The following is a 24,045-nucleotide window of genomic DNA, read 5'->3' as shown; positions in this document are numbered from 1 at the left end:
GGGAGCGGCCTTGTGTCGCGAAAGGGCTGCAAAGCAGCCCCGAGATTTCACAGCGCTGCAGACATTGCTGGGGCCGCTTTGCGGCCCTTTCGCGACACAAGGCCGCTCCCACATCTGATCTGTGCTGCTTGTTTGAGGTGAGCAAGCTTGCCACGACGCCAGCCAGAGCTGAATATCGCAGATCATTACTCGCTGCGCCGTGGATGTACCTGATGCCTGCTGCCTTTCACCCCGATACCCTGCGTGCCAGCCTTGCGCCGTTGGCCAAGCGTCAGCCGTTGTCCAAGCAGGCGCAGGACTATCAACGCTTCTATGGCTTGAAGCTGCCGGCGCAGAGCTGGCTGGGTGGCTTCCAGGCGGCGGGCTTCGAGCTGGTCGGGCAAGTCTGGCTGCCTGAAAAGCCGGTAGCGACGCTGTTCCTGCTGCACGGCTATTACGACCACATGGGCCTCTATCGGCACGTGATCGAATGGGCGCTGAAGCTCGGCTATGCGGTGATCAGCTGCGACCTGCCAGGCCACGGCCTGTCCAGTGGCGAGCGCGCCAGCATCAGTGATTTCGCGGTGTACCAGCAGGTGCTTGACGCCTTGTTCGAACAGGCGCGAGGCCTTGAATTACCCCGCCCTTGGCATCTCTGCGGGCAGAGCACCGGTGGCGCCATCGCCGTGGACCATCTGCTGCACCAGGGCGAGCGCAGCCCGATCGATGGCGAGGTGATCTTGCTGGCGCCGCTGGTAAGGCCACGCTCCTGGCGCTGGTCGAAGTTCAGTTATCGGGTCTTGCGCCACTTCGTCAATGGCATCGAGCGGCGTTTCAGCGAGAACACCAACGACCCGACGTTCCTGCCTTTCCTCGAAGCCGACCCGCTGCAACCGCGGCGGCTGCCCACGGCCTGGGTCGGCGCCTTGATCGCCTGGGTCAAGCGTATCGAGGCGGCGCCGCACTGTGCGCGGCGGCCGCTGATCGTGCAGGGGGAGGCGGATGGTACGGTGGATTGGCCGCATAACCTTGAAGTGCTCAAGGCCAAGTTCAGCGAGCCGCAGATCCTGATGTTGCCCGAAGCCCGCCATCACCTGGCCAACGAGCGGCCGGACATTCGCCGGCGCTATTTCGATTTCATCAAGCAGCGCCTGGGCTGATCACTTGAGGTCGGCGCTGTTCTGGCCCACTGCCAGCCCGGCACGCACGGCGGCCACGGCGGCCTGGTAATAGGCCTTGCCGTCTGGCGACTCGGCGAAGGTGGCGAACTCTTCCAGTTCGTCATCGGACAGATCGCGGTAGACGTACAACAAGGTGTTGTTCAGGTCTTCGCCGATCTGCCCCATCAGCCGCTGGCGCTGGCCGTCGAGCAGGCCCTGGGCCTGGCTGGCGCCGAACAGGCCGGGAATCATCGAACTCAGGCTGTCGGCAGCCACCCCGGCAATCGCCAGGCTGACTTCGGCGCCGGCTTCGCGGGCTGGCAGTGCCTGGGCCAGGTGGCCGATGACCAGCATGCGGTTATCGCTGGCCTGGATCTTCGGCAGGCCCTTGGCATTTTTGGCCAACTGGTCCTTGCGCGTGGCCAGCAGCTCGGCGGCGACGATCTTGCGCCCCAGCGGCGACTGGAAGAAGGCCAGTGCCGGCGCCGGGTTGGCCAGCGTGCTGCGCAGTTTGGCCAAGGCACGGTTGTCCATTGCCTGGGCCTGGAAGCGCTGGTTGCTGTTGTTGACCAGCGCCTGGTAAACCGCAGGCGGCAGGCTGTTGCGGTAGCGCTGCTGGGCGGCGCTCACGGCATCGGAAAAATGGGCGCGCTGGTCGGGCCAGCCGGCGGCCTTGTACAGTTGATCGAGGCTGTCTGCCCAGACAGGCAAGGTGCAGCTCATCAGCAGAAGCAGGGAAAACAGACGGCGCATTCAGGACTCCTGTCGGCAGGTGGCTATTGTCCTTGGCCTTGCGCCATTTTGTCGAGCAATCCGAACGCTTCTCAGCCAAGTGGCGCTGTGCGCCGACAGGGTGAATGGATATGATGCGCGCCATGCACATCTCCCCTGAAAACCCGAAGTTTGCGGCCGTCGTCGACGATCTGGCCACCCATGGCTGGTCGCAGCAGGCGCTCTTTCTGCCTGCCGACCTGGTGCGCGCGCTGGCGGCCGAGTGCCGGCGCCGTGATGCCGAAGGCGAACTCAACCCGGCGGGGGTTGGGCGTGGTGATGCCCAGGAGGTGCGCGAGAGCATTCGCGGTGACCAGATCCAGTGGATCGACCCCGGCCAGGCCGAAGCCTGCGACCAGTACCTGGCGGCTATGGACCAGTTGCGTCGGGCCATCAACCAAGGCCTGTTTCTGGGCCTGGAGGACTTCGAATGCCATTTCGCCCTGTACCCACCGGGGGCATTCTATCGCCGGCACCTGGACCGCTTCCGCGACGATGACCGACGCATGATTTCGGCGGTGCTTTATCTCAACGAAGACTGGCAGCCGGAGGATGGCGGGCAACTGCGCATGTTCCTGGCGGATGATGTCGAGCACGATGTGCAGCCCGTAGCAGGTTGCCTGGCGATATTCCTTTCCGGTGAGGTGCCGCACGAGGTGCTGCCGGCCAGGCGCGAACGCCTGTCGTTGACCGGTTGGTTCCGGCGCCGTGGCAATGACCTGTTCTGATCTGCCCAAGGTACTGGTGAGCGCCTGCCTGCTGGGGCAGCCGGTACGCTATGACGGCCGGGCCAGCGGGCATCCCGATCTGTTGCAGCAATGGCAGGCCGAAGGCCGTGTGGTGCCGTTGTGCCCCGAGGTGGCTGGCGGCTTGCCAACGCCGCGCCCGCCGGCGGAGATCCCCGGTGGCCAGGGCGCGCAGGTGCTCGATGGCGGGGTGCAGGTGCTGACGGTGACCGGTGAGGATGTCAGTGCCAAGTTTCTGGCAGGGGCGCAGCAGGCGCTGGCGCTGGTGCGCCAGCATGGCATTCGGGTGGCGGTGCTGAAGGCGGGCAGCCCTTCGTGTGGCAACCGGTTGACCTACGATGGCACCTTCAGTGGGGTGAAGGTGCCGGGCGAAGGCGTGACCGCAGCCTTGCTACGGCGCGAGGGCGTGCAGGTCTTCAGTGAGCTGGAGCTGGAGCAAGCGCGGCAGGCGTTGGCTCACCTGCCTGCATTGCCTTGAACCATTTCTGTTCAAGTTCCGCGGTGCGGCCGCTGTCCTTGAGACGCTGAAGCGCATTGTTCACCGCGCTTTCGAACGCCGGGTTGTCTTTCTGGAACGGAATCACCAGTTTCTTTTCACCAAATGCCTGGCTTACATCGAATGGGCCGTCCGCCTTGGGCGACTCGCTCGACGGCGTCAGGGCAATGTCGTACTTGCCACTTTCAACGCCTGGCAGAACTTCTGCCGCAGTCGTTTCGACGAACTCGGCACGTAGGTCGAGTTCGCGGGCCAGGTCCTGGCCAAATTCGATTTCAAAGCCGGTAAGGCGCTCGTCCTTCTTGAACGAATACGGCGCGTTATCAGGCTGTACGGCAATGCGCAATTCGCCCCGGTCGGCGATTTCGTCTATCAGCTCGGCCTGAGCCAACGGAGTGATCAGTACTGCCAGCAGTACGCCTATGGTCGAACGCATGTAGTGCCCCTTTTTCTTCAGCAGATGAATAACTTTCGCCGCGGCTTTCTTCCTCGTCGCGGTCGAGCGCAGCCTATGACCTTGAAGCCTTGGCGAGGTTTAACCCTAACTGAAATATTTACGTCTGGGGGCCACAATTACCCCGAATGCATATTTCAACTATGGTGAATCATCGTCGCCATTCGTTTTATGGCTGCATTTTCAAGTGAATCACAGGAGGAGTGAATGAACAGCTTATTTTCGCGTGCTGCCGTTGCCGGTCTGCTGATGGGGGCCTCGGTTTTTGCCGGCGCCGCGGATGCCCTGAAGAGCCAGGAGCCGCCCAAGGATGCCAAGGTCGTCATCGTTTCCCCGGCCGATGGCGCCACGGTGGACAAGACCTTCACCGTCAAGTTCGGCATCGAGGGCATGGAACTCAAGCCTGCGGGTGACCAGACACCACATACTGGCCATCACCACTTGCTGGTGGATGTGGATAAAGAGCCAGTGGCCGACATGCCACTGCCGACCAGCCTGATGCCGGCAGCCGGTACCGCGTTGCCAGCCGGGCCGCAGGTGCTGCACTTCGGCAAGGCGCAGACCGAAACCAGCATCACCCTGACCCCAGGCAAGCACACCCTGCAGCTGGTGCTGGGTGACCAGTATCACGTGCCGTTCAAGCCGAGCGTTGAATCGAAGAAGATTACGGTCACTGTGAAATAGGCGCAGGGCCCTTCGCGGGCAACCCCGCACCCACAGACAAAAAAAGGGAGGCCACCAGGGCCTCCCTTTTTCATGCCGTCAGCGAACTTAGAACAGGACGCGCGAACGGATGGTGCCTTTGACCTGTTGCAACTTCTCTTGCGCCAGGTCGGAGTACTCGGCGTCGACGTCGATTACTACGTAACCCACTTTCTCGTTGGTCTGCAGGAACTGGCCGGAGATGTTGATGCCGTTCTCGGCGAAGACCTTGTTGATCTCGCTGAGCACGCCCGGGATGTTTTCGTGGATGTGCAGCAGACGGTGTTTGCCTGGGTGCGCCGGCAGGGCAACTTCCGGGAAGTTGACCGACGAAACGGAAGTACCGTTGTCGCTGTACTTGACCAGTTTCTCGGCCACTTCCAGGCCGATGTTGGCCTGGGCTTCTGCAGTGGAACCACCGATGTGAGGGGTCAGGATCACGTTGTCCAGGCCACGCAGCGGGCTTTCGAACTCTTCGTCGTTGGAGCGTGGCTCGACCGGGAACACGTCGATGGCGGCGCCGATCAGGTGCTTGTCCTTGATCGCGGCAGCCAGGTGGTCCAGCTCGACCACTGTGCCACGGGCGGCGTTGATCAGGATCGAGCCCTTCTTCATCGCACGGATTTCCTTCTCGCCGATCATCCACTGGGTGGACGGCAGCTCAGGCACGTGCAGCGAAACGATGTCGGCCAGGCCTAGCAGTTCGTTGAGGCTGGTGACCTGCACGGCGTTGCCCAGTGGCAGCTTGGTCAGCGGGTCGTAGAAGTACACCTGCATGCCCAGGTTTTCCGCCAGGACCGACAGCTGGGTGCCGATCGAGCCGTAGCCGACGATGCCCAGCTTCTTGCCGCGGATCTCGAACGAGTTGGCCGCGCTCTTGATCCAGCCGCCACGGTGGCAGGAAGCGTTCTTCTCAGGGATGCCGCGCAGCAGCAGGATGGCTTCGGCCAGCACCAGCTCGGCCACCGAACGGGTGTTGGAGTAAGGAGCGTTGAAGACGGCGATACCACGCTCGCGGGCCGCAGCCAGGTCGACCTGGTTGGTGCCGATGCAGAAGCAGCCGACGGCGACCAGTTTCTTGGCGCAGTCGAAGATTTCTTCGGTCAGTTGGGTGCGCGAGCGGATGCCGATGAAGTGGGCGTCGGCGATCTTTTCCTTCAGCTCGGCATCCGGCAAGGAACCTGTGAGGTATTCGATGTTGGTGTAGCCGGCGGCCTTGAGGGTATCGACCGCGTTCTGGTGCACACCTTCAAGAAGAAGGAACCGGATCTTGCTCTTGTCGAGAGAAGTCTTGCTCATCTGCGTAAACCTGTATCCCGGAGAAAAAATGGCGAGGACTGATGCCAGGCGCGAGGGCAGCCTTAGCATGAACAGCGGGAGGGCTATGCTAGCATACGCGACACAATCTGAGCTTATCCCGACAGGTGAAGAGTGCTCAGGGTGACTATGAATAAGTCGAGAGTTCCAGCGATGACCCACCCCGCTGTAATTGATGAACTGATGACCCTTGTCGACCCTGGCAAGGTCCTGACCGACCCCGCTTCCCTGGAAGCTTACGGCAAGGACTGGACCAAGCATTACCCGCCAGCGCCCACGGCCATCGTGTTCCCCAAGTCGGTTCAGCAGGTGCAGGCCATTGTCCGCTGGGCCAACCAGCATCAGGTTGGGCTGGTGCCGTCCGGCGGGCGTACCGGGCTTTCCGCCGGGGCCGTGGCGGCCAATGGGGAAGTCGTCGTCGCCTTCGACAACATGAACCAGATTCTTGATTTCAATGCCTTCGACCGCACTGTGGTGTGCCAACCGGGCGTGATCACCCGTCAGCTGCAGGCCTTTGCCGAAGAGCAGGGCCTTTATTACCCAGTGGACTTCGCCTCCAGCGGCTCCAGCCAGATTGGAGGCAACATCGGCACCAATGCCGGCGGTATCAAGGTCATCCGTTACGGCATGACTCGCAACTGGGTGGCCGGCCTGAAAGTGGTCACCGGCAAGGGCGAACTGCTGGAGCTGAACAAGGGCCTGATGAAGAACGCCACCGGCTACGACCTGCGCCAGCTGTTCATTGGTGGCGAAGGCACCCTGGGCTTTGTGGTCGAAGCGACCATGCGCCTGGACCGCGCCCCGCGCAACCTCACGGCCATGGTGCTGGGCACGCCGGATTTCGACTCGATCATGCCGGTACTGCATGCCTTCCAGGGCAAGCTCGACCTGACTGCCTTCGAGTTCTTCTCCGACAAGGGCCTGGCCAAGATCATGGCCCGTGGTGATGTGCCGGCCCCGTTCGCCACTGATTGCCCGTTCTATGCCTTGCTGGAGTTCGAAGCCAGCACCGAGGATGTGGCCAACGACGCGCTGGCTACCTTCGAGCATTGCGTCGAGCGGGGCTGGGTGCTGGATGGGGTGATGAGCCAGAGCGAAACCCAGCTGAAGAACCTGTGGAAGCTGCGCGAGTACCTGTCCGAGACCATTTCGCACTGGACACCCTACAAGAACGACATTTCCGTCACTGTTTCCAAGGTCCCGGCGTTTTTGCGCGATATCGATGCCATCGTCAGCGAGCATTACCCGGACTATGAAGTGGTCTGGTACGGCCACATCGGCGACGGCAACCTGCACCTGAACATCCTCAAGCCCGAGCACATGAGCAAGGATGATTTCTTTGCCTCATGCGCCAAGGTCAACAAGTGGGTATTCGAGATCGTCGAACGCTACAACGGCTCGATCTCGGCCGAGCACGGCGTAGGCATGACCAAACGCGACTACCTGGGCTACAGCCGCTCACCTGAAGAAATCGCCTGCATGAAGGCAATAAAGGCCGTCTTCGACCCTAACGGCATCATGAATCCGGGTAAGATCTTTGCTCCTGAACAAAAGCAGTAATCAAAGGAGTCGGCCATGAGTTACCAGCACCAGTACGTAGACGGCACGCGCATTCATTTCCCGCTGGGCAAGGTGGTGTGCATCGGCCGCAACTACGCCGAACATGCAAAGGAACTGGACAACCCCATTCCTTCCGAGCCGCTGCTGTTCATCAAGCCGGGTAGTTGCGTGGTGCCGCTGGAAGGTGGGTTCAAGATCCCGACCGACCGTGGCTCGGTACACTACGAGGCCGAAATTGCCGTGTTGCTGGGCAAGTCGCTTTCTTCCAGTGCGTCCGAGGAAGAAGTGCTGGACGCCATCTCCGGCTATGCCCCGGCGCTGGACCTGACGCTGCGTGATGTGCAGGCCAAGCTCAAGGAAAAGGGCCTGCCGTGGGAGCTGTGCAAGAGCTTTGACGGCGCTTGCGTGCTGCCACCATTCGTTTCCGCAGCGTCCTTTGAAGATGTGACCGATATTCCGGTGCGCCTGACCATCAATGGTGAAGTGCGTCAGGATGGCAACAGCGCGATGATGCTCAACCCGATCGTGCCGATCATCCAGTACATGGCGGCGCATTTCTCGCTGCAGGCGGGTGACGTGATCCTGACCGGCACGCCGGCCGGTGTCGGGCCGTTCAATGTTGGTGACGAATTGGTGCTGGAACTGCCGGGCGTCTGCCGCTTCGAGAGCCGGGTGCTCTGATTACAAAGTCTGTCGCGGCCAATGTGGGAGCGGCCTTGCGTCGCGAAAGGGCTGCGTAGCGGCCCCAGGGTTTAAGCGACACAGGGAATATTGCCGGGGCCGCTTTGCGGCCCTTTCGCGACGCAAGGCCGCTCCCACAAAAGGCCTGCTTATTCCCGGTTTACCGATTTTTCACACCCCATCCGGATAATGCGCGGATCTTTGCCCATCTCCCCAGGACTCTTGCATGCCAGCATCCACCAGCGCCCCCGCATCCCCCAAGCGCCGCTTCTACCTGCGCTGGCCCTTCGGCCTGGCCGTTGCAGCGGTGATCGGTTATGGCGTGGCTGTGGCCATGCACTGGGATGACCGCGGTATGCTGTGGGTCAAGGAAGGCTTCGAGACCAGCGCCGAGCGCAGCGAAAGCGTGTGGCTGCCGGACTACCAGGTCGACATCGACGCCAAGGTTTTGCCAGGCATGGAAGATGACGAAGCCTCCGACGTCGCCTTCAGCCCGCGTACCCGCACGCTGTTCGCGGTAATGGGCAAGAACCCGTTCCTGGTCGAGCTCAACCTCGACGGCGACGTGTTGCGCAAGATTCCGCTGGTAGGCTGGAGCAACCCGGAAGGTGTCGCGGTGATGGAAGATGGCAACGTGGCGATCACCGATGAACGCCTGCACGACCTGACCGTGGTCAAGGTGGACGCACAAACCACCTCGCTGAACCACGCTGATTTCCAGAGCCACGACCTGGGCGAGTCGGTGAAGCGCAACAAGGGCTTCGAAGGTGTGGCCTGGGACCCGATGCGCCAGCGTCTGGTGATCGGCGAGGAGCGGCCGCCGAAGCTGTACACCTGGAGCAGCGACGGGCGCAGCCCGCTGAAGGGTGAAAAGCAGGCGCTGGCCAGCGATGAGCTCGACCTGCGCAACCTGTCGGCCCTGGGGGTCGACCCGCGCACGGGGCATCTGCTGGTGCTGTCGGCTGACTCCAACATGCTGCTGGAGCTTGACGAGCAAGGCCAGCAGGTCAGCTTCATGACCCTGCTGGGCGGCTTCAACGGGCTGAAGCACACCATCCCGCGTGCCGAAGGCGTTGCCATGGACGATCAGGGTAACCTGTACATGGTCAGCGAGCCGAACCTGTTCTATCGCTTCAAGAAAAGCCAGTAGCACTATCAGCTCGTTCGGACATTAAGTTTCACTTCAGTCGGCCATGGTTAGATTCGCCTCCTTCATGTCGAGTCTGTCGTTATGCGTCGCCTGTTTCAGCTGTTATTGATCCTTCTGTTCGCAGGGCTGTTGTTCCTGGGTTTGGCTGCCCAGGAGTTTCGCCTGTTCGAGCGCGGCTGGTTCAACCTCAAGACCTGGTGGCAGCCGGCTGAGCAAGGCATGGGCCTCGATCGCTACCAGGTAGTGGTGGAGGCACAGCCGGTTGAAGGGCTGGACGACGACCTTTCGGCACTGACCTACGACCCCGACCGCAAAACCCTGTTCACGGTTACCAATGCCCGCTCGGAACTGATCGAGCTTTCGCTGGACGGTCGCATCCTGCGCCGGGTGCCACTGACCGGCTTCGGCGACCCGGAGGCCGTGGAATATGTCGGGCCCAACAGCTATGTGATTACCGATGAGCGGCAGCAGCGGCTGATCCGAGTGCACCTGGACGATGACACGCTGTTTCTCGACGCCGCAGACGCCGAGCAAGTTAGCCTTGGCATCGGCCTCAACGGCAACAAAGGGTTTGAGGGCTTGGCCTACGATTCGGCGGGCCAGCGCCTGTTCGTGGCCAAGGAGCGTGACCCGATGTTGATCTATGAAGTGCATGGGTTCCCGCATCAAAACCCGGACCGGCCTTACGCGGTGCACGTGGTGCAGGACCGCAAGCGCGATGCGAGGTTGTTCGTGCGTGACCTGTCGAGCTTGCAGTTCGATGAGCGCAGCGGGCACCTGCTGGCGCTCTCGGATGAGTCGCGGCTGGTGCTGGAGCTGGATGTGCAGGGGCAGCCACTGAGCACCCTGTCGTTGCGCAAGGGGTTTCAGGGCTTGAGGGCGACAGTGCCGCAGGCTGAAGGGATTGCGATGGACGAGGCGGGGACCCTGTACCCGGTCAGCGAGCCGAACCTGTTCTACGTGTTCAAGCCCGCTCCTGCAAAGTTGTAGGAGCGGGTTCGGCCGTTGTTACTCGGCCTTGAGGGCCTTGACGCCTTCAGCGGTACCCAGCAGCAGCAGGTCTGCCGGGCGTGCGGCGAACAGGCCGTTGGTCACCACGCCAACGATGGCGTTGATCTGTGCTTCCAGCTCAACCGGGTTGGTGATCTGCAGGTTGTGCACATCGAGGATCACGTTACCGTTGTCGGTCACCACGCCTTCACGGTACACCGGGTCGCCGCCCAGCTTGACCAGCTGACGCGCCACGTGGCTGCGGGCCATCGGAATCACCTCGACCGGCAGCGGGAAGGCGCCCAGTACCGGCACCAGCTTGCTGCCGTCGGCGATGCAGATGAACGTCTTGGCCACGGCCGCGACGATCTTCTCGCGGGTCAGGGCCGCGCCACCACCCTTGATCAGGTTCAGGTGCGCGTCGCTCTCGTCGGCGCCGTCGACATAGAACTCCAGCTCGCTGACGCTGTTCAGCTCGTAGACCGGGATGCCATGGCCCTTCAGACGCTGGGCAGTGGCCTCGGAGCTGGCGACCGCGCCATCGAAGGCAGTCTTGTGCTGGGCCAGGGCGTCAATGAAGAAGTTGGCAGTCGAACCTGTGCCGACGCCGACGACGCTCTTTTCATCCAGCTTGGGCAGAATGAAGTCGACAGCGGCCTGGGCGACGGCCTGTTTGAGTTGGTCCTGGGTCATGCGGGCTCCGGAATGGGGCAGGGCGGTAATGAAAGGAGCCTAGTATAACGGCTCGGGCGGCTTTGCTGTGGTCGCCCGACGTAGCGCTGGGGTAGACTCGCAGCCCTTGTCCCGCGGCCAGTGATGCTTTCCGATGCTCGAACAGTACGTCAAGAAGATCCTCACCTCGCGCGTCTACGACGTCGCTGTCGAAACCCCACTGCACAGCGCCGGGCAGCTGAGCAAGCGCCTGGGCAACCAGATCCTGCTCAAGCGCGAAGACCTGCAGCCGGTGTTCTCGTTCAAGATCCGTGGGGCGTACAACAAGTTGGCGCAGCTGACCCAGGAAGAGCTGGCCCGCGGCGTGGTCACCGCCTCAGCCGGCAACCATGCCCAGGGCGTCGCCCTGGCGGCCCGCGAGCTGGGCATCAAGGCCACCATCGTGATGCCCAAGACTACCCCCGAGATCAAGGTCGAAGGCGTGCGTTCGCGCGGCGGCAAGGTAGTGTTGCATGGCGACTCGTTCCCCGAAGCGCTGGCCTACTCGCTGAAACTGGTCGAGGAAAAAGGCTTCGTCTACATCCACCCCTATGACGACCCGCACACCATTGCTGGCCAAGGCACCGTGGCGATGGAAATCCTCCGTCAGCATCCGGGGCAGCTGGATGCGATATTCGTCCCGGTGGGCGGCGGTGGCCTGATTGCGGGTATTGCGGCCTACGTGAAATACCTGCGCCCGGAAATCAAGGTGATCGGTGTCGAGCCGGACGACTCCAACTGCCTGCAGGCCGCAATGGCGGCTGGCGAGCGCGTGGTGCTGCCGCAGGTCGGGCTGTTCGCCGATGGTGTGGCAGTGGCGCAGATCGGCCAGCACACGTTCGACATCTGCCGCCTCCATGTGGATGAGGTGGTGACTGTAAGCACTGACGAAATCTGCGCGGCAATCAAGGATATCTACGACGATACCCGCTCGATCACCGAACCTGCTGGCGCGCTGGGCGTTGCGGGCATCAAGAAGTATGTCGAACTCAAGGGCGTGACCGGGCAGACCCTGGTCGCCATCGATTCGGGCGCCAACGTCAACTTCGACCGTTTGCGCCATGTCGCCGAGCGTGCCGAGCTGGGCGAGAAGCGTGAAGCCATCATCGCTGTGACCATCCCCGAGCGCCCCGGCAGCTTCAAGGCCTTCTGCGAGGCCATCGGCAAGCGCCAGATCACCGAATTCAACTACCGCAAGCACACCTCCGATGAGGCGCATATTTTCGTCGGCGTGCAGACCCACCCGGAAAACGACCCACGGGCGGCACTGGTGCAGAACCTGATCGATCAGGGCTTCCCGGTGACCGACCTGACCGACAACGAACTGGCCAAGCTGCACATCCGCCACATGGTCGGTGGCCACTCGGCGGGTGCCAGCGACGAGATCGTGCTGCGCTTCGAGTTCCCCGAGCGGCCGGGGGCGTTGTTCAACTTCCTCACCAAGCTGGGCGGGCGCTGGAATATCTCGATGTTCCACTACCGCAACCACGGCGCTGCTGACGGGCGCGTGGTCGCCGGCCTGCAGGTGCCGGAAGACGAGCGTCACCTGGTGCCGGCGGCGCTGGCCAAGATCGGTTACCCGTACTGGGACGAGACCGACAACCCCGCGTACAAGCTGTTCCTGGGCTGAGCGGCTAAGCTAGGGCTGATGGCCTTTTCGCGGGCTTGCCCGCGTAAAGGCTAACGGAAAAATGGCCTGCGCAAGGACAACTGGGAAATGGAACACCTGACCGCCCTCAAGACCCTTCACATCATCGCCACCGTGCTGTTGCTGCTGGGCGCCCTGGGCCTGGCGATCTGGGCCGTGCGCGCCCGACACCAGGGCGATGCCGAGGCCTATGCCAAGCTGCTGCGCCGGCCGTTGGTGTTCGTCTGGCTGGTGATGGGGGTGTGCCTGGTGAGCATGCCGTTCACCGGCTGGTGGCTGGTGCACCTTGTGGGATGGCCGCTGGGGCAGACCTGGGTGCTGGCGTCCAGCGTCATCTATACGCTGGGTGCGTTTGCCGGCTGGTGGCTGCTGGTGCGGCTGAACCGGCTGCGCAAGGCTGAAGTGGTGGGGCTGCGGTTTACCTTGGCGCTGGCGGTGTTCAGCGGGGTGTGCTTTCTGTCCATTGCTGGGCTGATGGGCGCCAAGCCGGTCTGAGGCCAGGGGAGGGCTCCGCCCTCCATCGCGACACAAGGCCGCTCCTACAGGAATCGCATTCCCCTGTAGGAGCGGCCTTGTGTCGCGAAAGGGCTGCAAAGCAGCCCCGACATTCTCAATCCCTTAGAGAGATCAGCGGCCAGCCACGCTTCTCGGCCTCGGCCCGCAAGTTCGGGTCCGGGTCCACCGCCACCGCATGCGTCACTCGCTCCAGCAACGGCAGGTCATTCATCGAGTCGCTATAGAAATAGCTGTCTTCCAGGTCGAACCCGTTCTCCAGCATCCAGCGCTCCAGCCGCGTCACCTTGCCTTCACGGAAACACGCTATATCGGTACTACGCCCGGTATAGCGGCCGTTGTGCGTCTCGCATTCGGTTGCCAGCAACACGCGCACACCCAGGCGCCGGGCGATGGGCGCGGTGACGAAGCGGTTGGTGGCCGTGATGATCACCAACTGGTCGCCGGCCTCGCGGTGCTGCTGCAGCAATGCCAGGGCCTTGGGCAGGATGATCGGCTCGATGCAGTCGCGCATGAAGTCGCGGTGCCATTCGTCGAGCTGGGCTGGTTCGGTGGCAGCCAGGATCTCCATGGAAAAGGCCAGGTAGGCCTGCAGGTCCAGGGTGCCGTTCAGGTAGTCCTGGTAGAAAGCGTCGTTGCGTTCCTTATATGCGATAGGGTCGAGAATGCCCCGCTCGCACAGGTAGTCACCCCAGGCGTGGTCGCTGTCGCCACCGAGGAGGGTATTGTCCAGGTCGAATAAAGCCAGGCGCATCGCGGTTACTCGTGTCAGCCATCGGGTAGCCCGCAGAATACGGAGTTTTCACCGCACTGCACATAAGCTTGGCGGGCGCGTTGCTGCGCTCGCAAGCTTTGTGGAACAATGCGGTGACATGCGTTTGCGAGGTTGCTGCCGTGATCGACCCGGATGGTTTTCGCCCCAATGTTGGGATCATTCTCACGAATGATGCCGGGCAGGTGCTATGGGCTCGACGGATCAACCAGGATGCCTGGCAATTCCCGCAGGGTGGCATCAACCCTGACGAGACGCCGGAAGATGCCCTGTACCGCGAGCTGAACGAAGAAGTTGGCCTTGAACGCGACGATGTGGAAATTCTTGCCTGCACCCGCGGCTGGTTGCGTTATCGTTTACCCCAGCGGCTGGTCCGCACCCACAGCCAACCGCTGTGCATCGGCCAGAAGCAAAAGTGGTTTTTACTGCGCCTGGTGAGCAATGAACAACGGGTGCGGATGGACCTGACCGGCAAGCCGGAATTCGACGGCTGGCGCTGGGTCAGCTATTGGTACCCGCTGGGCCAGGTGGTGACATTCAAGCGTGAAGTCTACCGCCGCGCCCTGAAAGAGCTTGCACCGCGTCTGCTGACGCGCGACTGACGACGGAGTTCGACCCCGAGCCATGCTCAATACGCTGCGCAAGATCGTCCAGGAAGTGAACTCCGCCAAAGATCTCAAGACGGCGTTGGGGATCATTGTCTTGCGCGTCAAGGAGGCCATGGGCAGCCAGGTCTGCTCAGTTTACCTGCTCGACCCGGAAACCAACCGCTTCGTGCTGATGGCCACCGAGGGTCTGAACAAGCGCTCGATCGGCAAGGTCAGCATGGCCCCCAATGAGGGCCTGGTTGGCCTGGTCGGTACCCGGGAAGAGCCGCTGAACCTGGAAAACGCCGCTGATCACCCGCGTTATCGCTACTTCGCTGAAACCGGCGAAGAGAAATTCGCCTCTTTCCTAGGTGCGCCGATCATCCACCACCGACGCGTGGTCGGTGTACTGGTCATCCAGCAGAAGGAGCGCCGCCAGTTCGATGAGGGCGAAGAAGCCTTCCTCGTCACCATGAGCGCCCAGCTTGCCGGCGTTATCGCCCACGCCGAAGCCACCGGCTCTATCCGCGGCCTGGGCCGCCAGGGCAAAGGTATTCAGGAGGCGCGCTTTGTCGGCGTGCCGGGCTCGCCGGGCGCCGCTGTCGGGCGTGCCGTGGTCATGCTGCCGCCGGCCGACCTTGAAGTGGTGCCGGACAAGACCGTCGATGACATCGACGCCGAGCTCAAACTGTTCCAGAACGCCCTCGAAGGCGTGCGTGAAGACATGCGCAAGCTGTCGGCCAAGCTGGCGACCCAGCTGCGCCCGGAAGAACGCGCGCTGTTCGACGTGTACCTGATGATGCTCGAAGATGCCGCCCTCGGTGGTGAAGTGTTCGAAGTCATCAAGACCGGCCAATGGGCCCAGGGCGCCTTGCGCCAGGTGGTAGGCGAGCACGTCAACCGCTTCGAGCTGATGGACGACGACTACCTGCGCGAGCGCGCCTCGGATGTGAAGGACCTTGGCCGGCGCCTGCTGGCCTACCTGCAGGAAGCCCGCTCGCAGTCGCTGGTGTATGCCGACAACACCATCCTGGTCAGTGAAGAGCTGACCCCGGCAATGCTCGGTGAAGTGCCGGAGGGCAAGCTGGTCGGCCTGGTCTCGGTGCTGGGTTCGGGCAACTCCCACGTTGCCATCCTAGCCCGTGCCATGGGCATTCCGACGGTGATGGGCCTGGTCGACCTGCCGTATTCCAAGGTCGACGGCATCGAGATGATCGTCGACGGCTACAAGGGCGAGGTGTTCACCAACCCCAGTGACGTGCTGCGCAAGCAGTACAGCGAAGTGGTCGAGGAAGAACGCCAGCTGGCCCAGGGCCTCGACGCCCTGCGCGAACTGCCGTGCGTCACCCCCGACGGCCACCGCATGCCGCTGTGGGTCAACACCGGCCTGCTCGCCGATGTGGCCCGTGCCCAGCAGCGTGGCGCCGAAGGCGTTGGCCTGTACCGCACTGAAGTGCCGTTCATGATCAATCAGCGCTTCCCCAGCGAGAAAGAGCAGCTGGCGATCTACCGCGAGCAGCTGGCGGCCTTCCACCCGCTGCCGGTGACCATGCGCACCCTCGACATCGGGGGTGACAAGGCGCTGTCGTACTTCCCGATCAAGGAAGAAAACCCGTTCCTCGGCTGGCGCGGCATCCGCGTCACCCTCGACCACCCGGAGATCTTCCTGGTGCAGACCCGTGCGATGCTCAAGGCCAGTGAGGGCCTGAACAACCTGCGCATTCTGCTGCCGATGATTTCCGGCATCCACGAGCTGGAAGAAGCACTGCACCTGATCCACCGTGCCTGGGGCGAGGTGCGCGACGAAGGCACCGACGTGCCGATGCCGCCGGTGGGCGTGATGGTGGAAATCCCTGCGGCGGTGTACCAGACCAAGGAGCTGGCGCGGCAAGTGGACTTCCTCTCGGTCGGCTCCAACGACCTGACCCAGTATCTGCTGGCGGTGGACCGCAACAACCCGCGGGTGGCCGACCTTTACGATTATCTGCATCCGGCAGTACTGCAGGCGCTCAATACCGTGGTGCGTGATGCCCATGGCGAAGGCAAGCCGGTGAGTATCTGTGGCGAGATGGCCGGTGACCCGGCGGCGGCAATCCTGTTGATGGCCATGGGCTTCGACAGCCTGTCGATGAACGCCACCAACCTGCCGAAGGTGAAGTGGATGCTGCGCCAGGTGAACATGAGCAAGGCCAAGGAGCTGCTGGTCGAGGCGCTGAGCCACGACAACCCGCAGGTTATCCACAGCTCGCTGCAACTGGCCCTGAAGAACCTTGGCCTGGCGCGGATGATCGGGCCTGGGGCGAACAAAACGCTTTGAGATTTTGGGGCCGCTTTGCGGCCCTTTCGCGACACAAGGCCGCTCCTACAGGGGATCGTGTATCTCTGTAGGAGCGGCCTTGTGTCGCGAAAGGGTTGCGAAGCAGCCCCATGGCCCTCAAACCAACACCTCGACCTCCCCCAGATGTCCACCAAAGGGCCCGAAACTGCGCTCAACCAACCGTCTTCTGCCCTGATCATCCACGATCAGCACGGTACTTGCCCGAGTGCCATAGTTCTGGCTGGCTATGAACACGCTCGACAGCAACTTCTCGGTCGCCACCCCTACGCCGGTCTCCGGTAACTCACCGTCTGCTGCCGGCTCGTTATCCGCCAGTAACGCCAGCAATTGTTGTGGGTCCGCCGTTTCCAGTAGCCCCTTCAACCCTGTGCGTGCTTTCACCAGCTTCGGCCATGGCGTATCCAGCCCGGCATTGGAAAGCCCGTACACACCCGCCTCCAGCAAGCGTGGCGCCACGTCCCGGGCATGCAGGTAGCCCAGCTGATGGCTATCACCTGCCAGCAAGTTGAACCCCGAATACTGCCCGCTGCGGCTGGCTACCTGATTGAGGTAGGCCTCCACCCCCAGCTCACCCTGCAGATACGCCGCCACCAACTCGCCCCGCGAGCGCGGCCCCAGCACCTGCCCGGGATCGCGAATGTTGGTCAGCGCCGCAAAGCGCCCCTGCGGGCCGATGCCCAGCCAGGTGCCGCCGGCCTCAAGGTCGCGCCCGGCATGCACCCCGGGCGCATCCTCCCAGGCTGCCAGGGCCTGGGTCGGCCGGGCATAGAACTCGTCACGGTTGGCCGCGACGATCAGCGGCAGGGCATGCCCTGGCCGCCAGGCGAATACGATCAGGCACATAGGTTGGGCCTCTGTGTTTTTGCCCACTGTACCCACTGCACGGGTGTCGATCCATCCTGTCACAGAGTTCACTAGAGCCACGAGCCCGGCTTCCGTTACCATGCCGGATTGTTTTCTCGGGGAAGACGAATGGAATTCGTGCTTTATCTGCTGTTGGGCGCCTGTGCCGGTGTGCTGGCCGGGCTGTTCGGCGTGGGCGGCGGCATCATCATCGTGCCGGTGCTGGTGTTCAGCTTCACCCTGCAAGGCTTCGACGCGTCGGTGCTGACTCACCTGGCAGTCGGTACCTCGCTGGCGACCATCGTCTTCACCTCGATCAACGCCGTGCTCGAGCACCATCGCAAGGGCGCGGTGCAGTGGCCGATATTCGCCTGGATGACCCTCGGCATCCTCCTGGGCGCAGGTATCGGCGCCAAGACTGCTTCACTGATCCAGGGCCCGCAATTGCAGAAGATCATCGGCGTGTTTGCCCTGATCATCGCCGCGCAGATGGCCCTGGACCTCAAGCCCAAGGCCAGCCATGGCCTCCCCGGCAAACCGGTATTGGTCGGTGCCGGCGGGGTGATCGGCTGGGCGTCGGCAATCTTCGGCATCGGCGGCGGTTCGCTGACCGTGCCATTCCTGACCTGGCGCGGCCTGCCGATGCAAAAGGCAGTGGCCACCTCATCGGCCTGCGGCTTGCCGATCGCCCTGGCCAGTGCCCTGAGCTTCATGCTGCTGGGCTGGCACGAGGAACACCTGCCGCCTCACAGCCTGGGTTTCGTCTACTTGCCGGCGCTGGTCGGCATTGCCGTGACCAGCATGTTTTTCGCGCGCTTCGGCGCGCGCCTGGCGCACAAGCTGTCGCCACGCCTGTTGAAACGCCTGTTCGCAGCCTTGCTGTTCTGCGTCGGCCTCAGCTTTCTGATTTGAATCGAGAGGAAGTTCCATGCTGCCTTACCCGCAGATAGACCCCGTGGCCGTAGCCCTCGGGCCACTGAAAATCCACTGGTACGGGCTGATGTACCTGGTTGGCATCGGCGGCGCCTGGCTGCTGGCCTCGCGCCGGCTCAACCGCTTCGACCCAACCTGGACCCGCGAGAAACTCTCCGACCTGGTGTTCTGGCTGTCGATGGGTGTGATTGTCGGTGGGCGCCTGGGTTACGTGCTGTTCTACGACCTGCACGCCTACCTGGCCAACCCGACGCTGATCTTCGAGGTGTGGAAGGGCGGCATGTCGTTCCACGGTGGCTTCATCGGTGTGATGCTGGCCGCGCTGTGGTTCGGCAAGCGCAACAACAAGTCGTTCTTCGAGCTGATGGACTTCGTTGCGCCGCTGGTGCCGATTGGTCTGGGCGCCGGGCGTATCGGCAACTTCATCAATGCCGAGCTGTGGGGCAAGCCTACCGATGTGCCATGGGCGATGATCTTCCCACCGTTCAGCGACCCGGCGCAGCTGCCGCGCCACCCGTCGCAGCTGTACCAGTTCGCCCTGGAAGGCGTGGCGCTGTTCGTCATCCTCTGGCTGTTCTCGCGCAAGCCGCGGCCAACCATGGCGGTTTCCGGCATGTTTGCGCTGTTCTACGGCATCTTCCGCTTCATCGTGGAATTCGTCCGCGTGCCGGACGCGCAGCTCGGTTACATCGCCTGGGGCTGGTTGACCATGGGTCAGATTCTCTGCGTGCCGATGATCCTGGCTGGCCTTGGCCTGATCTGGTGGGCTTATAATCGCAAACCCACGGCGAAACCCGCCTGATTATTCCCACGGCAGGGGTGATCCCCCTGCCGTTTTTGTTACAGGTAAGCCATGAAACAGTATCTGGACCTGGTCCGCGACGTCATCGAGAACGGCACGCTGCAGGGCAACCGCACCGGCATCCGCACCATCAGCCTGCCGGGCGCGATGCTGCGTTTCGACCTGCAGAAGGGCTTCCCGGCCATCACCACGCGCAAGCTGGCGTTCAAGTCGGCGATCGGCGAGATGGTCGGTTTCCTGCGTGGCGTGAAGAATGCCGGTGAATTCCGCGAGCTGGGCTGCAAGGTCTGGGACCAGAACGCCAACGAGAACGCCCAGTGGCTGGCCAACCCGTTCCGTCAGGGCCATGACGACCTTGGCGAGATCTACGGCGTGCAATGGCGCCAGTGGCCGGGCTACAAGCGCATCCCGCTGAGCAACCCGGCGGCCATCGAAATGGCCGAGAAGGCGGGATTCCGCCGCATCGCCCAGGACGAAGAGGACGGCGTAGCGTTCGTCATCCTGTACAAGGCCATCGACCAGGTGCGCCAGTGCCTGGACACCATCGCCAACGACCCGGGTAGCCGGCGCATCCTGTTCCACGGCTGGAACTGCGCCCAGCTCGACGAAATGGCCTTGCCGCCGTGCCACCTGTTGTACCAGTTCCACCCGAATGTCGAGACCAAGGAAATTTCCCTGACTCTCTATATCCGTTCCAACGACCTGGGCCTGGGCACACCGTTCAACCTCACCGAGGGCGCGGCGCTGCTATCGCTGTTCGGCCGCCTGACCGGTTACACCCCGCGCTGGTTCACCTACTTCATCGGCGATGCCCATGTGTATGAAAACCACCTGGACATGCTCAACGAGCAGCTCAAGCGCGAGCCACTGGAAGCGCCGAAGCTGGTGATCAGTGATCGTGTGCCGGAGTTTGCCAAGACCGGCAAGTACGAGCCGGAGTGGCTGGAAAAGATCGAGCCGAGCGACTTCAGCCTGGAAGGGTACGAGCACCATGCGCCGATGACGGCGCCGATGGCGGTCTGACAGGTCTCTATCGCCTGAAGAGGCCTATTCGCGGGTAAACCCGCTCCCACAGGGATCGCACAAGCGGCAGGCCTGTGCAGTACCTGTGGGAGCGGGTTTACCCGCGAAGCTGTAGGCTCAATGTCCGTGGCTTCGGCCTACATGCGAATGTTCGGTATCCGGCACCGATACCGCCCCATTCGTCTCAAGTTGCTGCAAGATCGCGCACTCCGCCCCTTGCGCATTGCAGCGCCGACGCAGCTCAACCAGCTGCTCCTGCAACGCTACCAAGCCATCGATACGCGCCTGCACATGCTCGATATGCTCATCGATTAGCGCATTGACGCTACCGCACGAGTCGTCGGGGCTGTCGCGCAGGCGCAGCAGGCTGCGGATTTCGTCCAGGGTCATGTCCAGCGTCCGGCAGTTGCGGATGAAGGTCAGCCGTTCGACGTGGGCCTGGGTGTACTGCCGGTAATTGCCCTCGGAGCGCGCAGGCTCCGGCAGCAGTTGTTCACGCTCGTAATAACGGATGGTTTCCACGGCGCAATCGGTGGCTTTGGCCAGCTCTCCGATCTTCATGACGAAATCTCCAGCAATTGGCTTGACCCTATAGTGGCTACAGGGTGTTCACTTGGCAACAGGCTCAATTTAAGGATGACCTCATGAACCAGCCTGTCAGCCACGAACACAAGCATCCACACGACCATGCCCGTGGCGATGAAGCCCATGGGCATGCCGCCCATGGTCACAGCTGCTGTGGTTCCAGTGCCGCGCCCGCGTTGGTGCAACTGAGCGAGAAAGCCAGCAGCCACGCCCGGCTCAGCCGTTTTCGCATCGACGCCATGGATTGCCCCACCGAGCAGACCCTGATCCAGGACAAGCTGGGCAAGCTGGCGGGCATCGAGCAGCTGGAATTCAACCTGATCACCCGCGTGCTGGGCGTGCGCCATACCTTGAGCGGCACGGGCGAGATCGAGCGCGCCATCGACAGCCTGGGCATGAAAGCCGAGCCGCTGGCCGTTGAAGACGATGGCAGCGCCACCGCAGCGAAGCCGCACAAGTCACGCTGGTTGCCTCTGGCATTGTCGGGTATTGCCGCGATCACCGCCGAAATCGTGCACTTCGCCAAGCTTGGGCCGGAGTGGCTGGTTGCCGCGCTCGCACTGGTGGCAATCCTCGTTTGCGGCCTGGGCACCTACAAGAAGGGCTGGATCGCCCTGAAGAACCGCAACCTCAACATCAATGCGCTGATGAGCATTGCCGTGACCGGCGCCGTGCTGATTGGCCAGTGGCCGGAAGCGGCCATGGTCATGGTGCTGTTCACCGTCGCCGAACTGATCGAGGCGCGCTCGCTGGACCGTGCGCGCAATGCCATTGGCGGGCTGATGCAACTGGCCCCGGACATGGCTACGGTGCAGCAGGCCGATGGCCAGTGGCGTGAGGTGGAAGTGCGCGCGGTGGCTATCGGTGCCTTGGTACGGGTGCGCCCGGGTGAACGCATCGGCCTGGATGGCGAAGTGGTCAGCGGGCAGTCCAGCGTCGATCAGGCACCGATCACCGGCGAAAGCTTGCCCGTAGAAAAGGCAGCGGGCGACAAGCTGTTCGCCGGCACCATCAACCAGGCCGGTGCCTTGGAGTACCGGGTGACGGCCGCCGCCGGGCAGTCGACCCTGGCGCGCATCATCAAGGCCGTCGAAGAAGCACAGGGGGCGCGTGCGCCTACCCAGCGCTTCGTCGACCAGTTCTCTCGCATCTACACCCCTGTGGTGTTCGCCGTGGCCCTGGCGGTGGCAGTGATTCCGCCGTTGTTCATGGCCGGGGCCTGGTTCGACTGGGTGTACCGCGCGCTGGTGCTGCTGGTGGTGGCCTGCCCGTGTGCGCTGGTCATTTCTACCCCGGTGACCATCGTCAGCGGTTTGGCTGCTGCGGCACGCAAGGGCATCCTGATCAAGGGCGGGGTATACCTGGAAGGTGGGCGCAAGCTGGACTTCCTGGCCCTGGACAAGACCGGCACCATCACCCACGGCAAACCGGTGCAAACCGACACCAAAGTGCTCGACCCCCTGTTCGAGGGCCGCGCCCAGGCGTTGGCGGCGAGCCTGGCTGACCGTTCAGATCACCCAGTGTCTGGCGCCATTGCCCAGTTCGCCAAGGCGCAGAACGTGCCGCTGAGCGAGGTCAGTGAATTCGCGGCCCTTGCCGGCCGTGGCGTGCGTGGTGAAATCGACGGCGAAACCTACCATCTGGGCAATCACCGGCTGGTCGAAGAATTGGGCCTGTGCTCACCAGAGCTGGAAGCACAGCTGGATGCACTGGAGCGCCAGGGCAAGACCGTGGTCCTGCTGCTCGACCGTTCCGGGCCGTTGGCACTGTTCGCCGTGGCCGACACGGTCAAGGACAGCAGCCGCCAGGCAATCGCCGAGCTGCACGCGCTGGGCATCAAGACCGTCATGTTGACCGGCGACAATCCGCACACCGCCCAGGCCATCGCCGCGCAGGTGGGTATCGACCGCGCCGAGGGCAACTTGCTGCCGGCTGACAAGCTGCGCAGCATCGAGCAGCTGTACGTCGAAGGGCACCGGGTCGGCATGGTTGGCGATGGCATCAACGACGCGCCAGCCCTGGCCCGTGCCGAAATCGGCTTCGCCATGGCGGCGGCCGGTACCGACACGGCGATCGAGACCGCCGATGTGGCGCTGATGGATGATGACTTGCGCAAAATCCCGGCGTTCGTCAGGCTGTCGCGCCAAAGTGCGGCGATCCTGACGCAGAACATCGTTCTGGCGCTGGGTATCAAGGCGATATTCCTGGCAATCACCTTTGCCGGCATGGCCACCATGTGGATGGCGGTTTTCGCCGACATGGGCGTGAGCCTGCTGGTGGTGTTCAACGGTCTGCGCCTGCTGCGCAAATGAGGTCCTGCAATGCTGAGTGCCGAGCTCAAAGCCTTCTACATGGTGGCCCGCCTGGGCAGCATCACCCTGGCGGCGAAGAAGCTCGGGCTCAGCCAGCCCACGGTGACCACGCAGATCCGCAACCTGGAAAGCCACTATGCGGTGGAGCTGTTCTACCGCGGTGGCCGGCGCCTGGTGCTGAGCGAGGAGGGCGTGCGCCTGCTGCCGATGGTCAAGGCGCTGCTGCAGCAGGAGGCTGACATCGAGTTCGAGTTGCGCAACTGCGGCCAGGCCCAGGGCAGCTTGCGCATTGCCGCTACTGCGCCGTATTACATCCTCGACCTGGTGAAGATCTTCCGCGAGCGCCTGCCCCAGGTCGAGGTGATGGTGGAGATCGGCAACTCCCAGCAGGTGTTGGAGATGCTCGAAGACTACCGGGTGGATATCGCCGCGTCGTCGCAGCTGGTGGAGGATGCGCGCCTGGTGCGCCGGGTGCTTGGCTCCGACCCGCTGGTGGTGGCGGTGCACCGCAATCATCCGCTGGCGCATCGGCAGGCGGTGTCTATCGAAGTGGTGGCGGGGCATTGCTTGTTGATGCGCGAGAAGGGCTCGACCACGCGCAAGCTGACCGAGCAGATGATGCTGGATGCCGGGGTCAAGGCCGGGGCGTTGCTGGAGATCGGCAGCCGTGAGTCGATCCGCGAGGCGGTGCTGCGCAATATCGGCATCAGCGTGATCGCCCGCCACGAGGTGCCGCACAACCCGGAGCTGCGGGTGCTGGCGTTGGAGAATGCGCCAGTGATGCATGAGTATCTGTATTGCCTGAAGGAGCGGCGCCAGGCCCGCTTGCCGGCAGCATTCCTGGGCGTGGCGCAGGAAGTGGTGGGTTCGCAGTTCTGAATCGGTGTTGGTTTCTTCGCGGGTTTACCCGCGAATAGGCCCTCACGGCCACTACCAAATCTGCCTATACCACTATCAGCGGCTTTTGCCCAA

At 62.9% G+C, this 24,045-nt stretch carries 24 protein-coding genes; 17 read left to right on the top strand and 7 right to left on the bottom strand.

Annotated features, from left to right (window positions below; translation table 11 throughout):
- Positions 1–212 precede the first annotated feature (212 nt).
- On the top strand, positions 213–1,139 hold the full coding sequence (locus BUQ73_RS25060; protein WP_079230105.1) for an alpha/beta hydrolase: 927 nt from the start codon (positions 213–215) through the stop codon (positions 1,137–1,139).
- On the opposite strand, the gene BUQ73_RS25055 is transcribed toward BUQ73_RS25060, so the two are convergent.
- The gene (locus BUQ73_RS25055; protein ID WP_079230104.1) at positions 1,140–1,892 is read right to left on the bottom strand and encodes a DUF2059 domain-containing protein; all 753 of its coding nucleotides are present in this window, start codon (positions 1,890–1,892) and stop codon (positions 1,140–1,142) included.
- Between the two features lie 113 nt (positions 1,893–2,005).
- On the opposite strand from BUQ73_RS25055, the gene BUQ73_RS25050 reads away from it, so the two are divergent.
- The gene (locus BUQ73_RS25050) at positions 2,006–2,638 is read left to right on the top strand and encodes a 2OG-Fe(II) oxygenase (protein ID WP_079230620.1); all 633 of its coding nucleotides are present in this window, start codon (positions 2,006–2,008) and stop codon (positions 2,636–2,638) included.
- Positions 2,625–3,134 carry a DUF523 domain-containing protein gene (locus BUQ73_RS25045; protein WP_079230103.1) on the top strand — a complete coding sequence of 170 codons (510 nt, stop codon included), beginning with the start codon at positions 2,625–2,627 and terminating at the stop codon, positions 3,132–3,134. Before BUQ73_RS25050 ends, BUQ73_RS25045 begins: the two co-directional genes overlap by 14 nt.
- Here the strand turns inward: BUQ73_RS25045 and BUQ73_RS25040 are convergent.
- Positions 3,073–3,588 (bottom strand): substrate-binding periplasmic protein, encoded by a 516-nt coding sequence (locus tag BUQ73_RS25040; RefSeq protein WP_050437264.1) that lies wholly within the window; start codon positions 3,586–3,588, stop codon positions 3,073–3,075. The genes BUQ73_RS25045 and BUQ73_RS25040 overlap by 62 nt on opposite strands.
- A gap of 225 nt (positions 3,589–3,813) precedes the next feature.
- Here BUQ73_RS25040 and BUQ73_RS25035 point away from each other — a divergent pair, with 225 nt between their 5' ends.
- Positions 3,814–4,290: a DUF4399 domain-containing protein gene (locus BUQ73_RS25035; RefSeq protein WP_079230102.1), complete on the top strand. Its 477-nt coding sequence runs from the start codon at positions 3,814–3,816 to the stop codon at positions 4,288–4,290.
- Positions 4,291–4,377: 87 nt separating this feature from the next.
- Here the strand turns inward: BUQ73_RS25035 and serA are convergent, their stop codons facing one another.
- Positions 4,378–5,607: a phosphoglycerate dehydrogenase gene (gene serA, locus BUQ73_RS25030; RefSeq protein ID WP_054885495.1), complete on the bottom strand. Its 1,230-nt coding sequence runs from the start codon at positions 5,605–5,607 to the stop codon at positions 4,378–4,380.
- A 171-nt stretch (positions 5,608–5,778) separates the two neighbouring features.
- Between serA and BUQ73_RS25025 the strand changes: the two genes are divergently transcribed.
- The 4 genes from BUQ73_RS25025 to BUQ73_RS25010 all read left to right on the top strand — a co-directional run bounded on the left by BUQ73_RS25025 (position 5,779) and on the right by BUQ73_RS25010 (position 10,006).
- Positions 5,779–7,185, top strand: coding sequence for an FAD-binding oxidoreductase (locus tag BUQ73_RS25025; RefSeq protein ID WP_079230101.1), 1,407 nt, complete (start codon positions 5,779–5,781; stop codon positions 7,183–7,185).
- 15 nt (positions 7,186–7,200) lie between these two features.
- Positions 7,201–7,866, top strand: coding sequence for a fumarylacetoacetate hydrolase family protein (locus BUQ73_RS25020; RefSeq protein ID WP_079230100.1), 666 nt, complete (start codon positions 7,201–7,203; stop codon positions 7,864–7,866).
- A gap of 226 nt (positions 7,867–8,092) precedes the next feature.
- The gene (locus tag BUQ73_RS25015; protein WP_079230099.1) at positions 8,093–9,016 is read left to right on the top strand and encodes an SdiA-regulated domain-containing protein; all 924 of its coding nucleotides are present in this window, start codon (positions 8,093–8,095) and stop codon (positions 9,014–9,016) included.
- Between the two features lie 81 nt (positions 9,017–9,097).
- The gene (locus BUQ73_RS25010) at positions 9,098–10,006 is read left to right on the top strand and encodes an SdiA-regulated domain-containing protein (RefSeq protein WP_079230098.1); all 909 of its coding nucleotides are present in this window, start codon (positions 9,098–9,100) and stop codon (positions 10,004–10,006) included.
- Positions 10,007–10,024: 18 nt separating this feature from the next.
- Here the strand turns inward: BUQ73_RS25010 and rpiA are convergent, their stop codons facing one another.
- The gene (gene rpiA / locus BUQ73_RS25005; RefSeq protein ID WP_060498103.1) at positions 10,025–10,699 is read right to left on the bottom strand and encodes a ribose-5-phosphate isomerase RpiA; all 675 of its coding nucleotides are present in this window, start codon (positions 10,697–10,699) and stop codon (positions 10,025–10,027) included.
- Positions 10,700–10,832: 133 nt separating this feature from the next.
- Here rpiA and ilvA point away from each other — a divergent pair, with 133 nt between their 5' ends.
- Together ilvA and BUQ73_RS24995 are read left to right on the top strand one after the other, a co-directional pair.
- The gene (gene ilvA, locus BUQ73_RS25000; RefSeq protein WP_027920931.1) at positions 10,833–12,347 is read left to right on the top strand and encodes a threonine ammonia-lyase, biosynthetic; all 1,515 of its coding nucleotides are present in this window, start codon (positions 10,833–10,835) and stop codon (positions 12,345–12,347) included.
- An 87-nt stretch (positions 12,348–12,434) separates the two neighbouring features.
- Positions 12,435–12,860 (top strand): DUF2269 domain-containing protein, encoded by a 426-nt coding sequence (locus tag BUQ73_RS24995; RefSeq protein WP_079230097.1) that lies wholly within the window; start codon positions 12,435–12,437, stop codon positions 12,858–12,860.
- Positions 12,861–12,975: 115 nt separating this feature from the next.
- On the opposite strand, the gene BUQ73_RS24990 is transcribed toward BUQ73_RS24995, so the two are convergent.
- On the bottom strand, positions 12,976–13,632 hold the full coding sequence (locus tag BUQ73_RS24990; RefSeq protein ID WP_079230096.1) for an HAD family hydrolase: 657 nt from the start codon (positions 13,630–13,632) through the stop codon (positions 12,976–12,978).
- A 140-nt stretch (positions 13,633–13,772) separates the two neighbouring features.
- Here BUQ73_RS24990 and BUQ73_RS24985 point away from each other — a divergent pair, with 140 nt between their 5' ends.
- Both BUQ73_RS24985 and ptsP read left to right on the top strand, forming a co-directional pair.
- On the top strand, positions 13,773–14,252 hold the full coding sequence (locus tag BUQ73_RS24985; RefSeq protein WP_003249017.1) for an RNA pyrophosphohydrolase: 480 nt from the start codon (positions 13,773–13,775) through the stop codon (positions 14,250–14,252).
- Positions 14,253–14,274: 22 nt separating this feature from the next.
- Complete coding sequence (gene ptsP, locus BUQ73_RS24980; protein WP_079230095.1) at positions 14,275–16,554, top strand: phosphoenolpyruvate--protein phosphotransferase; 2,280 nt, start codon at positions 14,275–14,277, stop codon at positions 16,552–16,554.
- A gap of 117 nt (positions 16,555–16,671) precedes the next feature.
- On the opposite strand, the gene BUQ73_RS24975 is transcribed toward ptsP, so the two are convergent.
- Entirely contained in the window at positions 16,672–17,418 is a 747-nt protein-coding gene (locus BUQ73_RS24975; RefSeq protein WP_079230094.1) for an NRDE family protein, read from the bottom strand.
- A 129-nt stretch (positions 17,419–17,547) separates the two neighbouring features.
- Between BUQ73_RS24975 and BUQ73_RS24970 the strand changes: the two genes are divergently transcribed.
- From BUQ73_RS24970 to BUQ73_RS24960, 3 genes are read left to right on the top strand one after another with little or no spacing between them, the layout of a single operon-like run.
- Positions 17,548–18,330: a sulfite exporter TauE/SafE family protein gene (locus BUQ73_RS24970; RefSeq protein WP_079230093.1), complete on the top strand. Its 783-nt coding sequence runs from the start codon at positions 17,548–17,550 to the stop codon at positions 18,328–18,330.
- Between the two features lie 16 nt (positions 18,331–18,346).
- Positions 18,347–19,153 carry a prolipoprotein diacylglyceryl transferase gene (gene lgt, locus BUQ73_RS24965; RefSeq protein ID WP_079230092.1) on the top strand — a complete coding sequence of 269 codons (807 nt, stop codon included), beginning with the start codon at positions 18,347–18,349 and terminating at the stop codon, positions 19,151–19,153.
- 51 nt (positions 19,154–19,204) lie between these two features.
- Positions 19,205–20,176 (top strand): thymidylate synthase, encoded by a 972-nt coding sequence (locus BUQ73_RS24960; protein ID WP_079230091.1) that lies wholly within the window; start codon positions 19,205–19,207, stop codon positions 20,174–20,176.
- 117 nt (positions 20,177–20,293) lie between these two features.
- On the opposite strand, the gene cadR is transcribed toward BUQ73_RS24960, so the two are convergent.
- Positions 20,294–20,737, bottom strand: a complete 444-nt coding sequence (cadR, locus tag BUQ73_RS24955) for a cadmium resistance transcriptional regulator CadR (protein ID WP_079230090.1) — start codon at positions 20,735–20,737, stop codon at positions 20,294–20,296.
- An 83-nt stretch (positions 20,738–20,820) separates the two neighbouring features.
- On the opposite strand from cadR, the gene BUQ73_RS24950 reads away from it, so the two are divergent.
- Positions 20,821–23,073, top strand: coding sequence for a heavy metal translocating P-type ATPase (locus BUQ73_RS24950; RefSeq protein ID WP_079230089.1), 2,253 nt, complete (start codon positions 20,821–20,823; stop codon positions 23,071–23,073).
- Positions 23,074–23,082: 9 nt separating this feature from the next.
- Positions 23,083–23,952 (top strand): LysR family transcriptional regulator, encoded by an 870-nt coding sequence (locus tag BUQ73_RS24945; protein ID WP_079230088.1) that lies wholly within the window; start codon positions 23,083–23,085, stop codon positions 23,950–23,952.
- The last annotated feature ends 93 nt before the right edge of the window (positions 23,953–24,045 follow it).

Source organism: Pseudomonas putida, assembly GCF_002025705.1.
In the GTDB taxonomy this organism is placed as follows: Bacteria; Pseudomonadota; Gammaproteobacteria; order Pseudomonadales; family Pseudomonadaceae; genus Aquipseudomonas; species Aquipseudomonas putida_J.
Note: the sequence above shows the minus strand (reverse complement) of the source record. Positions and strands in the feature narration are given on the sequence as shown.

Excerpts from the sequence above, each read along its gene's own strand:
- BUQ73_RS25060 (WP_079230105.1), top strand. The coding sequence starts at position 213 with ATGCCTGCTGCCTTTCACCCCGATACCCTGCGTGCCAGCCTTGCGCCG.
- BUQ73_RS25055 (WP_079230104.1), bottom strand. The coding sequence starts at position 1,892 with ATGCGCCGTCTGTTTTCCCTGCTTCTGCTGATGAGCTGCACCTTGCCT.
- BUQ73_RS25050 (WP_079230620.1), top strand. The coding sequence starts at position 2,006 with ATGCGCGCCATGCACATCTCCCCTGAAAACCCGAAGTTTGCGGCCGTC.
- BUQ73_RS25045 (WP_079230103.1), top strand. The coding sequence starts at position 2,625 with ATGACCTGTTCTGATCTGCCCAAGGTACTGGTGAGCGCCTGCCTGCTG.
- BUQ73_RS25040 (WP_050437264.1), bottom strand. The coding sequence starts at position 3,588 with ATGCGTTCGACCATAGGCGTACTGCTGGCAGTACTGATCACTCCGTTG.
- BUQ73_RS25035 (WP_079230102.1), top strand. The coding sequence starts at position 3,814 with ATGAACAGCTTATTTTCGCGTGCTGCCGTTGCCGGTCTGCTGATGGGG.
- serA (WP_054885495.1), bottom strand. The coding sequence starts at position 5,607 with ATGAGCAAGACTTCTCTCGACAAGAGCAAGATCCGGTTCCTTCTTCTT.
- BUQ73_RS25025 (WP_079230101.1), top strand. The coding sequence starts at position 5,779 with ATGACCCACCCCGCTGTAATTGATGAACTGATGACCCTTGTCGACCCT.
- BUQ73_RS25020 (WP_079230100.1), top strand. The coding sequence starts at position 7,201 with ATGAGTTACCAGCACCAGTACGTAGACGGCACGCGCATTCATTTCCCG.
- BUQ73_RS25015 (WP_079230099.1), top strand. The coding sequence starts at position 8,093 with ATGCCAGCATCCACCAGCGCCCCCGCATCCCCCAAGCGCCGCTTCTAC.
- BUQ73_RS25010 (WP_079230098.1), top strand. The coding sequence starts at position 9,098 with ATGCGTCGCCTGTTTCAGCTGTTATTGATCCTTCTGTTCGCAGGGCTG.
- rpiA (WP_060498103.1), bottom strand. The coding sequence starts at position 10,699 with ATGACCCAGGACCAACTCAAACAGGCCGTCGCCCAGGCCGCTGTCGAC.
- ilvA (WP_027920931.1), top strand. The coding sequence starts at position 10,833 with ATGCTCGAACAGTACGTCAAGAAGATCCTCACCTCGCGCGTCTACGAC.
- BUQ73_RS24995 (WP_079230097.1), top strand. The coding sequence starts at position 12,435 with ATGGAACACCTGACCGCCCTCAAGACCCTTCACATCATCGCCACCGTG.
- BUQ73_RS24990 (WP_079230096.1), bottom strand. The coding sequence starts at position 13,632 with ATGCGCCTGGCTTTATTCGACCTGGACAATACCCTCCTCGGTGGCGAC.
- ptsP (WP_079230095.1), top strand. The coding sequence starts at position 14,275 with ATGCTCAATACGCTGCGCAAGATCGTCCAGGAAGTGAACTCCGCCAAA.
- BUQ73_RS24975 (WP_079230094.1), bottom strand. The coding sequence starts at position 17,418 with ATGTGCCTGATCGTATTCGCCTGGCGGCCAGGGCATGCCCTGCCGCTG.
- BUQ73_RS24970 (WP_079230093.1), top strand. The coding sequence starts at position 17,548 with ATGGAATTCGTGCTTTATCTGCTGTTGGGCGCCTGTGCCGGTGTGCTG.
- lgt (WP_079230092.1), top strand. The coding sequence starts at position 18,347 with ATGCTGCCTTACCCGCAGATAGACCCCGTGGCCGTAGCCCTCGGGCCA.
- BUQ73_RS24960 (WP_079230091.1), top strand. The coding sequence starts at position 19,205 with ATGAAACAGTATCTGGACCTGGTCCGCGACGTCATCGAGAACGGCACG.
- cadR (WP_079230090.1), bottom strand. The coding sequence starts at position 20,737 with ATGAAGATCGGAGAGCTGGCCAAAGCCACCGATTGCGCCGTGGAAACC.
- BUQ73_RS24950 (WP_079230089.1), top strand. The coding sequence starts at position 20,821 with ATGAACCAGCCTGTCAGCCACGAACACAAGCATCCACACGACCATGCC.
- BUQ73_RS24945 (WP_079230088.1), top strand. The coding sequence starts at position 23,083 with ATGCTGAGTGCCGAGCTCAAAGCCTTCTACATGGTGGCCCGCCTGGGC.